Annotated in this window: 14 protein-coding genes; 6 read left to right on the forward strand and 8 right to left on the reverse strand. The window is 47.4% G+C overall.

Translation table 11 applies throughout. The annotated features are described in order from the left end of the window. Both RM811_RS23060 and RM811_RS23065 read left to right on the forward strand, forming a co-directional pair. Positions 1-291: hypothetical protein (locus RM811_RS23060; RefSeq protein WP_402528971.1), on the forward strand; the 291-nt coding region annotated here is incomplete at its 5' end. Continuing rightward, positions 288-626, forward strand: coding sequence for a hypothetical protein (locus RM811_RS23065; protein ID WP_402528974.1), 339 nt, complete (start codon positions 288-290; stop codon positions 624-626). The genes RM811_RS23060 and RM811_RS23065, both read left to right, overlap by 4 nt. 632 nt (positions 627-1258) lie before the next feature. Here RM811_RS23065 and RM811_RS23070 read toward each other — a convergent pair. After that, complete coding sequence (locus RM811_RS23070; protein WP_402528976.1) at positions 1259-1627, reverse strand: 3TM-type holin; 369 nt, start codon at positions 1625-1627, stop codon at positions 1259-1261. Further along, positions 1624-2067 (reverse strand): N-acetylmuramoyl-L-alanine amidase, encoded by a 444-nt coding sequence (locus tag RM811_RS23075; protein ID WP_402528978.1) that lies wholly within the window; start codon positions 2065-2067, stop codon positions 1624-1626. Before RM811_RS23075 ends, RM811_RS23070 begins: the two co-directional genes overlap by 4 nt. A 77-nt stretch (positions 2068-2144) precedes the next feature. Here RM811_RS23075 and RM811_RS23080 point away from each other — a divergent pair, with 77 nt between their 5' ends. Next, positions 2145-2555, forward strand: a complete 411-nt coding sequence (locus tag RM811_RS23080; RefSeq protein WP_402528982.1) for a hypothetical protein — start codon at positions 2145-2147, stop codon at positions 2553-2555. 18 nt (positions 2556-2573) lie between these two features. Here the strand turns inward: RM811_RS23080 and RM811_RS23085 are convergent, their stop codons facing one another. The 3 genes from RM811_RS23085 to RM811_RS23095 all read right to left on the reverse strand — a co-directional run bounded on the left by RM811_RS23085 (position 2574) and on the right by RM811_RS23095 (position 4042). Beyond that, positions 2574-2792 carry a helix-turn-helix transcriptional regulator gene (locus tag RM811_RS23085; protein WP_402528984.1) on the reverse strand — a complete coding sequence of 73 codons (219 nt, stop codon included), beginning with the start codon at positions 2790-2792 and terminating at the stop codon, positions 2574-2576. A 226-nt stretch (positions 2793-3018) separates the two neighbouring features. Beyond that, positions 3019-3876 carry a hypothetical protein gene (locus RM811_RS23090; RefSeq protein ID WP_402528986.1) on the reverse strand — a complete coding sequence of 286 codons (858 nt, stop codon included), beginning with the start codon at positions 3874-3876 and terminating at the stop codon, positions 3019-3021. Next, positions 3866-4042, reverse strand: coding sequence for a hypothetical protein (locus tag RM811_RS23095; RefSeq protein WP_402528989.1), 177 nt, complete (start codon positions 4040-4042; stop codon positions 3866-3868). The genes RM811_RS23090 and RM811_RS23095 overlap by 11 nt, the downstream gene beginning before the upstream one ends. A gap of 372 nt (positions 4043-4414) precedes the next feature. Between RM811_RS23095 and RM811_RS23100 the strand changes: the two genes are divergently transcribed. Together RM811_RS23100 and RM811_RS23105 are read left to right on the forward strand one after the other, a co-directional pair. Beyond that, on the forward strand, positions 4415-4894 hold the full coding sequence (locus RM811_RS23100; RefSeq protein WP_402528991.1) for a DUF2924 domain-containing protein: 480 nt from the start codon (positions 4415-4417) through the stop codon (positions 4892-4894). Continuing rightward, the gene (locus RM811_RS23105) at positions 4875-5207 is read left to right on the forward strand and encodes a recombinase family protein (RefSeq protein WP_402528993.1); all 333 of its coding nucleotides are present in this window, start codon (positions 4875-4877) and stop codon (positions 5205-5207) included. Before RM811_RS23100 ends, RM811_RS23105 begins: the two co-directional genes overlap by 20 nt. A gap of 31 nt (positions 5208-5238) precedes the next feature. On the opposite strand, the gene RM811_RS23110 is transcribed toward RM811_RS23105, so the two are convergent. The 3 genes from RM811_RS23110 to RM811_RS23120 form a co-directional block, all read right to left on the reverse strand. Next, the gene (locus RM811_RS23110) at positions 5239-5586 is read right to left on the reverse strand and encodes a DUF3024 domain-containing protein (RefSeq protein WP_402528995.1); all 348 of its coding nucleotides are present in this window, start codon (positions 5584-5586) and stop codon (positions 5239-5241) included. A 417-nt stretch (positions 5587-6003) separates the two neighbouring features. Then, on the reverse strand, positions 6004-6540 hold the full coding sequence (locus tag RM811_RS23115; RefSeq protein WP_402528998.1) for a GNAT family N-acetyltransferase: 537 nt from the start codon (positions 6538-6540) through the stop codon (positions 6004-6006). Continuing rightward, the gene (locus tag RM811_RS23120) at positions 6537-6806 is read right to left on the reverse strand and encodes a DUF1778 domain-containing protein (RefSeq protein ID WP_402529001.1); all 270 of its coding nucleotides are present in this window, start codon (positions 6804-6806) and stop codon (positions 6537-6539) included. Before RM811_RS23120 ends, RM811_RS23115 begins: the two co-directional genes overlap by 4 nt. Positions 6807-7283: 477 nt before the next feature. On the opposite strand from RM811_RS23120, the gene RM811_RS23125 reads away from it, so the two are divergent. Beyond that, positions 7284-7461 (forward strand): IS1-like element transposase (locus RM811_RS23125; protein ID WP_402529004.1); only part of this gene is annotated, 178 nt, incomplete at its 3' end.

The raw sequence follows: 7461 nt of genomic DNA on the forward strand, positions 1-7461 counted from the left end.
TCCATCTACTGCCACTTTGGTGGGGATCTGGTTGGCCAGATCCTCAGGGATCATTTCCCTAATGAGAGTGATGCCAGGGAGATCATCAACCTTGGTGATATTTCTTTCATTTCCAACGAAGGCCCCAAGGCCTACAGGAGCACGGGAGCCCCTTGGGTTGAGGTTCGGCCTAAACACAGCAGCAACTTACAGGCTCTACTTAATCTAGCTTATGAAGTCGACGCCGAGTTTTTGTATTACTGGCAAGAGGGCCAATGGCATACCATCCAAATGAATGGGCCTCGACGATGAATCCTCCAGTACTGCTGGCCGTTGAACTTTCCAACGGCCATTTTATGTCCTGCCGCTTATTGCATCCCGATCGGAACACCCTGACCTATTTAAACCGCTGGTACCGGGAAATGGTTGAAGCCATTTTCCTTATTCAACCGGGCAACCTTCACTCAATTCAAAAAGCGAGAACAATAGCGATGCATCGGGACTGGGGAGAGTTCTGGTCAGACCATCAACCCCGATTTTCACCCTCATGGAATCATCTGAAAGCAGTGGCCAGGAGCCTGAAAGTAGAAACGTTATTTGTCCACAAAGCTCGAAAGTGGCAGCCTCATCGACCATTTGACCGATAACTTTAATCATCCACTGATTCCGTGGATAACTCGGTGAACAACCGGTGTGATAGTCAATGAAACAAGGGAAAAAACGGAACCAAAGCAAGCTGATCATTTTTTAATCAGCGGTGAATAAGCCACCAAAAAAAAACCTCGCAAAGGCGAGGTCGTAGTGCTGATTACCAGCAGTAACCGATTTTTATTATTATCTGGGCGGTCTTTATTCTTATCAAATGACAAGGCTATTTCTGATTTTTATTACCCACTGCCAGAAGGTTCCTCCCTCTCTCGGCATCCCCTTAAGGAACAACTACAGAGTACGTATTTACCGAATCGAAATAGTTGACCCAGATCAATAAATCTGGGTTGACAATCGGGAGGCTAAGGGAGAGTAATCGGTTGACAAAAAATAAATCAGTTGATGCTGAAACCCGCATAGCTACTGACCTCAGCCTTTTCCTGTCAACCCGTGTCAACCCCGTTTTTTAGTCTATCGCTGGCGAAACCTCGCGCGTCCGTATACCCGCACTAGCGAAAGGTTCGCAGGGTCCCCGGCAAGGCCCATAAAAGCCTTTTGTCGCATGATCTACGCCTCTGCAAGACGTTCCCTGCATTCAGAGAAGACGGCTTAGATAGCCTGTATGCAAGCCTCATTCCCTCCATGTTTTCGCTACCTTCCCGATACCCCGGCTGGCAATGTACCCACCGATCCCCAGCTGAATGATGGTGAAGAGTTTAAGCTCCACCTCCTCACTGAGATCCGGCGCAGTCCAACCCATCCAGCGACACACGACCAGTGCCGTGAACACCAGCATCACCAGGGGACGCCAGCATCGTTGCAGCCAGCTGTCACCCTGAACTTCCGCTTTGATCACTCCCGCCTGTTGAGTCAGTTCCTCCAGCTCTCCGCTGACCAGCATCTCAGCCAACCTGGTCTTGGCCTGGTTGGCACTGTCTGCATCAGGGAACAGCTTATCAATCACCTTCCCCACCAGAGGAATAGCAGCAAGCAGGCTCATACGTCCACTCCTTGCAGTCCGTCCTGGTAAAGCCAGGGCTCAACAGGAAAGCTCGGGCAGTCCTTTTCAGCATTGAAATGAATATGGCCTCGCACCTCAACGTCAGGATACAAAGCCTGATGACCTGCAATCAGCAACTTCAGCATGCGCTTCTGCAGTGGAGTAAAGTTGTCTTCCGGCTCGTTGTGCTTATCCAGACCACCCACCAGACAGATGCCCACACTCTCATGGTTATGGCCCTTGGCATGAGCACCCCAGTCATCAACAGGACGCCCCTGCCTGACGCTACCATCCCGCTCAATCACCCAGTGGTAGCCGATATCGATAAAGGCCCGCTCCATGGTGTGCCACCGTTTGATATCGTCAAAGGTGATGTTCTGATTGGCTCGGGTGGCTGAACAGTGAATGACGAGGTAATTGGTTTCCGTACGCTTGCCCATGACTCTTCCTCTGAGACAATAGAAACTTTTTAACGAATAGACAGTCTTAACGAGTAGGTCAGTGATTAGGTGATTAAATGGAAAATTTTGGAATGTCTCCGAAAGGTTGTTCGCAGTACCTTCAATCCTCATCAATCCGAGGACCTGAAGTGGACGATCAAACAGCACATAAAGCTTTTACACGCGATGTTAAAGACATAACACAGCGAACCCAGTCTATTCTATCAGCTCCTCAAAATGGAACTCCGAGCGTTCTCATTTCAGGGCAAAACAAGCGCTTTTTGAATGGACTGATGGATAATAATATTTATACCAGTGAAGCTATAAAGAATATTCACAAACCTCTCAAAGGTTTGCCTGACAACAAGAGTCAAGCAAAACGCAAGGATCTTAATGGCTCTCAGGGATCCGGTAAATGGCACAAGTATAATCGTCCTAAAAGTCAATCACCCTGTGCAGGGTGTAGGCCTTTCAGATCAAATTCATAATGGCTTGCAGATCCGGACTCATACTTGACCTCCCATGCAAAGTTCAGCGGGTTGGCTGGTGCTGTGGTAGTAATGGGATTGCTCATAGGACTCGACATCTTCCAATCGATAAGCAACCCGTCCACCCAGCCTCAAAAAACGAGGGCCACATCCCGTAGAACGCCAACGTTCCAGGGTGCGGGGCTTTAGTCCCCACCGGGTGGCCAGATCTCGTGAACTCAAGTGCCTTATGGTCATAACGTCCTCCATGTCATTGTGTTATCAGACAAGTTCTATTGTGCCGATGGTCAGGGAGGAGCCAGGGCGGAAGAGGGAGGAGATTAGGGCGGAGATCGGAAATTGATGAAAAAAATTTCCTGCAGGCACAAAAAAACCGGACAGTGCCGGTTGATGTATTCATTGTTAAAAACAGGTTTCACTCAGGTGGGTAGTATTAGCCAACACATGCCGTCAGCATACCCGATCACTTCCCGCCACTGTGGGTGGCCACGAAACAGCTTACTGATGTGAGTGGAGTTTGAACCAATCTCCTCAGCAGTGCCTGACTATTCCATTTATTCTCAGTCTCAAGACATCGTTCGTATAGCAGCCCGATGGCCCGCCGGTTCATGGTGCCGGTGAACTGAATAGGTTCTTTACCTCGCAGGTAGAGCAGTCCACGATTTTCATCCCAATAGACCAGAGTATCTTCACGTTGATTTTTTGGTTGGATATAAGCAGCCAGACTCTCCGTAGAGAGATAGCCCTGATCATTGAGCAGACTGACCGAATCCACCAGCTGATAATCCCCCGAAAAAGTAACCCGTTTGGAAAATGGCCGTGAACAACACAAGATCAACCCTTCCCGGTCTTGCTTGAGACCGGCCAGTGCATCATAGATCTCATCAAAGCTGTCGCCCTGGGATAATCGCCTCGCTAACCATATTGGTGCCACCCGATCCATATGCCGAAACTCACCCAACCGCCAGAGTTTCTTCGGTACAATCTCCTGAATATCCCCTGAAATATGCAACCCACTCTTCAGTGTTTTTGGCAACCAGTCCATTCGATAGCGGTAAAGCTTCAACTCATGTGGATCGACCGGATACCAGCCCACATCGAAATAGAAAAACTTCCCCGGTTCCAACTCCCGGACTTCAAAATAATCACCATCCTCCGCCGGGTACCACATGCTATAACCTTCAGGCTGATAAGCCAGCTGAAACAAGGCCTCTGTATCCTGATTTGGCATGGATTCCTTTAGCTCTGCTACGGTATGAGTTACTGACCCGGCTTCAAACAGAGCGACTAAAAATCGAAAGATTTCGGGATCAATTGGCATCGCTGATCACCTCTTTCAACAAGCCCCAACGAGCCAGTAATCGTTCGTTAAGCGCTTGTTCAATGTGCTTTCTGTCTTTGAGATTACACCGATCAGGAAGGGAGATATCAAATATCAGGGTTCGGGTTGCTCTCTCGCTGGCCAGACCAACTGCCCTGTATTTCACAGAGATCCTTGCTCCGTGAATCTCTAAATTCTTATCGTGCAAGAGGTGTGTTTGATTATGATCATCCCTTACTTCACAGACGTCGACGTTATGACCTTCACGACTTGGAGACTTAACAGAAAATTGGCCTTTGTTGATTTTACTTTTGAAGGTCAACTGGGTGACTGACACAGAATCAATGCCATCAAAAATATGCGGCCCTTTTGGCAGCCGCGATCTTGCGTAAACAACTGAGAGCCAGAGAACCTTCAGCTGTTGGTAAAAAGCCTTCAGCCCAAAATAAAGAACCTGTTCAACTGGATAACTCCGCTACCTCATGCCTGTATGAACACACCCCTGATAAAAGAACTGAGAAAACGACTGAGGTAGTTTATGAACGATAATAAAAGCCTTGCCGCCAGGGTGGTGGCGCTGCAATCCATGAAGACCGATGAGCTTCGCAAGCTGTGGAAGGAACTCAATGACAAACCGGCTCCCGAGCTGGACCTGCGGATTCTAAGACAACGACTATCCATGCGGATTCAGGAATTGGCACTGGGTGGGCTGAGCGAGAAAAGCCAGGATCGACTGAAGCTGGCCAGCAAGCACAGTGAGCACAAACCCAAGGCTAAAAATAGCCGGTTGGTGAAGCCTCCATTGGGAACGGTCATCACCAAGGACTATAACGGGGAAACCCACGAGGTGATCGTTACGCCACAGGGTTTTGAGTACCGGGGAGAGATCTACAAAAGCCTGACCCGGATTGCAAATATGATCACTGGCACCAGCGGGTCAGGTCCCATGTTCTTTGGGTTGAAATCTAAATCAAAAGAAGAGCCAACAGGAGGTCAATATGGCAAGGACGAAGAATAAAACGACTCTGGTAAAAAAGCGCTGCGCTATTTATACCCGTAAATCGTCAGAAGAAGGGCTGGAGCAGGAGTTTAACTCTCTCCATGCCCAGCGGGATGCGGGAGAAGCATACATTCACTCCCAGAAACATGAAGGCTGGGTGCTGGTGCCGGATGATTACGACGATGGTGGATTTTCTGGTGGTAATGTGGAGCGCCCTGCCCTGCAACACTGGGGATTGGGTGCTCACCCTGAAAGACTGTATGAAACCATTCCCCATGCTCTGGACAGGGCAGAGGGAGCATTTCAGAAAGCTCGCACTGGTAGCCCCTGAAGCCTCACCTGATGACTGATGAAGTAGTTTTTCATCCAAAAAAGTATCGGTATTCATCCTCATCCACTGCATCCAGAAGTTCTTCCAGTTCCTTTGCTGTGGGCAATGGTTCATAGGAATGCCACTTCATATCCGATTTGTGCCAGAACAGTTTCCAGAGTTTCTGTGTCTTAACATAGGTTACTTTGGCGAAGGGAATCTCTACTTTCTGTTCAGGATCTTGATAGTAAGCTCGCACCTCAAATAACTCTATACTCTGCCCATTAATGCGATGGTCAAAGTCGACTTCATTCCGGATATGCGCAGGAGGCCTACGCTTCGCCATAAATCCATCAATTGCTTTCTCAATACGTTTTATCTCAATCTCACTGAAAGCCATAGCACTCCCCTGGCAATTTTCATCCGCAGAATATTAAGCACGACATACTATAAAAGTTCGCCTGCGGTTCACAGCACCTACCGCCGGTATTGCTGCGAACTCACAAAATCGCAACACCATGAACCACAGTAAAAACATATTATAATCAAATAGTTAAACGCTGTGGTTCGTCAAAGTCCGTGAACCACGGTTTTTCAGAGAGGAGAGAGAAAGGTAAGAAAAACAGGCAAAGATAGCTTCAAATATTAAAGACAGCAAACCTCAGCGTGGCACCGCCAACCCTTTGAATACCGGCCCTATAAACGACAAAACCATTACGACAGGTATCGTAAGGGTTAAGTTGTATGGCGGTGGGGCGGGAACCGGTGGCGGATTTTTTTGATATCCGACTAAAACAAAACCATAGAACCAAAAATACTACCCCTCCTCAAACAAAAGTTTCACCGTCTTCATGGGTAGAAACAGTCGATCCCGACCATCCTGCTTAGATAACAATTCAAAACCAAACTGTTCATAAAAAGCAGCAATGTTCTCATTCAAACAATCGACAATAACAGCATAGGCTCGCATGTGAGCATTAATGTCGTATAAATGTTCTAACGCCTTAATCAAAGCCACTTTTCCGAGGCCTTCCCCTTTATTACCTTCATGCACTGCCAGCTGAGCCAACAGAAAAACAGGTACTGGGTAACCCGGTAGCTTTTTCGCTAACCGATCAGGCAATGTTTTTCGAGAAATAGAGCCTGGTGCAATTGTATAGAATGCACAGATCGGATATTTGCCATCCGGCATCGGCTTCGCAGCAGGCAACACCATTGTTCGGCTAATACCCGCCTGCATATGTCTGAGCGCCTGCTTCTTAAGAAAGTCATCAAGTTCCGGTTCACCGCAGGTAAAGGACTCCCGGTCATGAATCGACCTGGCAAGCTCAACAAATGTTCCGGGCAAGCTCATTGCACACCCTGCTCTTTTGTAAACTGCAATGCATTCTGAAGCTTTTTATTCGGCTTACCTGCTTTTTCACAGGCACTCATGAAGCGATCAAAAATATCATCATCCAGAACCATACTCTCATGCTCAGCAATGACTCGGGAGGCATCTTCATCCATCAGATGCACTACATATTCAGTCAAGCTCTTAAGTCCCAGCAAAGCTGCAGCTTTCTCCGCCTTTGCTTTTATCTCATCATTTAACCTGAGATCCAGTCTGGCTGTGGCCATAATTTCTTTCTCCCAATAAAAAACGTACGTATTATATCCGTACAGGCAAGTCTAGCACCTATGAGTCATTCGTCAATATGTACGGAAAAATGCCGGAGCCATTAATAAAGAAAGGTAATTCTGGTAAACGGCCTTACCGGCATTACCACCTCCTAAAACTGTCCTTTTATTTCAATGGAAATCATATCCCCAACCAGCAGCCAGTTTTCGATCAAGTCAGCAATTACATCTAAAGACAGTTTATAACGGCCCTTAAGAGAACACTCCCACAAAGTAAGGGTAGTGGGTCAAATGTGTGGATAGGGATAATCCCATACTGACAAAAATACTCTTCATCCTAATATACGTCCTATGACGTGTGTTATTGAAGTTAAATGCCCCGACTGCCATCTCTCGCTCGTTGGGAAAAACGGTTTTTGCCGTAAAGGAAATCAACGCTATCTCTGCCATAATGAACTGTATGAAATCACATCATTTATGCTCGAATATCGGTACAAGGCTTGGTACCGGGACGTCAGAAATAACATCGTTAAAATGGCAATCAACAGCGGTGGGATCAGAGATACCAGCAGAGTGCCTGGCGTTAGCAAAACAACCGTCATCAACGTGTTAAAAAGCAAAGAGTCTCTTCTGCTGCTGTCTCTTATACACATCT

The sequence above is a fragment of the Endozoicomonas sp. genome, assembly GCF_031844845.1.
In the GTDB taxonomy this organism is placed as follows: domain Bacteria; phylum Pseudomonadota; class Gammaproteobacteria; order Pseudomonadales; family Endozoicomonadaceae; genus Endozoicomonas.